Annotated in this window: 1 protein-coding gene; it reads left to right on the forward strand. The window is 41.2% G+C overall.

Annotation, left to right across the window (positions count from 1 at the left end):
• Positions 1 to 170 precede the first annotated feature (170 nt).
• Positions 171 to 354, forward strand: a 184-nt coding sequence (locus KTH90_RS24755; RefSeq protein WP_238727628.1) for a hypothetical protein, incomplete at its 3' end; no start/stop codon positions are given.

Genomic DNA, 354 nt, shown 5'->3' on the forward strand with positions numbered 1-354 from the left:
GGGTTTCTGGTAAAAGAAAAAGAGGAGCCATCACAGGCAAGAAGCAGGAATTTATTTTTGTAGCAGATGGGTGGGTAATGAGAATTAAAGCGATAAAACAAGGTCTGAAACACATCATCGGAAAGTTTGCGCCGTTGTTGATAGAAAGCGGATAGGGTTGGAGTGTCCTTATGATAGCAGAAATATTTCATCAGTTCATGGTTTACAGAGCCGCTCTGCATAGAAATTTGGAACCGGATGAGATCCTTAAAACCAAGTTTACGGTTTCTGGAGAAATCAAGGCCTGGACGTTTGGAGAAGTTGTCGCGTTCAAGATCCATGCGGTTGATTTCAGAAAAAAGAATATCTTTGGTA

The organism is Diplocloster modestus (assembly GCF_019042245.1).
Taxonomy (GTDB): Bacteria; Bacillota; Clostridia; order Lachnospirales; family Lachnospiraceae; genus Diplocloster; species Diplocloster modestus.